The organism is Mesorhizobium sp. M7A.F.Ca.MR.362.00.0.0, from assembly GCF_004023175.1.
Taxonomy (GTDB): Bacteria; Pseudomonadota; Alphaproteobacteria; order Rhizobiales; family Rhizobiaceae; genus Mesorhizobium.
This window is the reverse complement of record NZ_RZTF01000277.1, coordinates 1-221: the sequence shown is the minus strand read 5'-3', so window position 1 is coordinate 221 and position 221 is coordinate 1. Positions and strand designations below refer to the sequence as shown.

Annotated in this window: 1 pseudogene; it reads right to left on the bottom strand. The window is 67.4% G+C overall.

Annotated features, from left to right (window positions below):
* A pseudogene (locus tag EOC06_RS43555) lies at positions 1–221 on the bottom strand (aspartate aminotransferase family protein); the annotation flags it as partial.

Sequence of the window (221 nt, the reverse complement as noted above, 5' to 3'; positions counted from 1 at the left end):
CTTCCGGCCAGTAGCTCGCCGGCGGTATCTTCACGCCGCCCGCCCCCATGACCGGCTCGCCGATAAAGGCGGCAACCTTGTCGGCGCCGGCTTCGAGGATCGCCTCCTCGACAGCCCCGGCCGCGCGCAGGCCGAAATCATGGTCGCTCTCTCCCGGCAGCGCCAGTTCATAGGCGTAGGGCATCATCACATGGACGATGTTGGGCACCGCACCGTTGAGC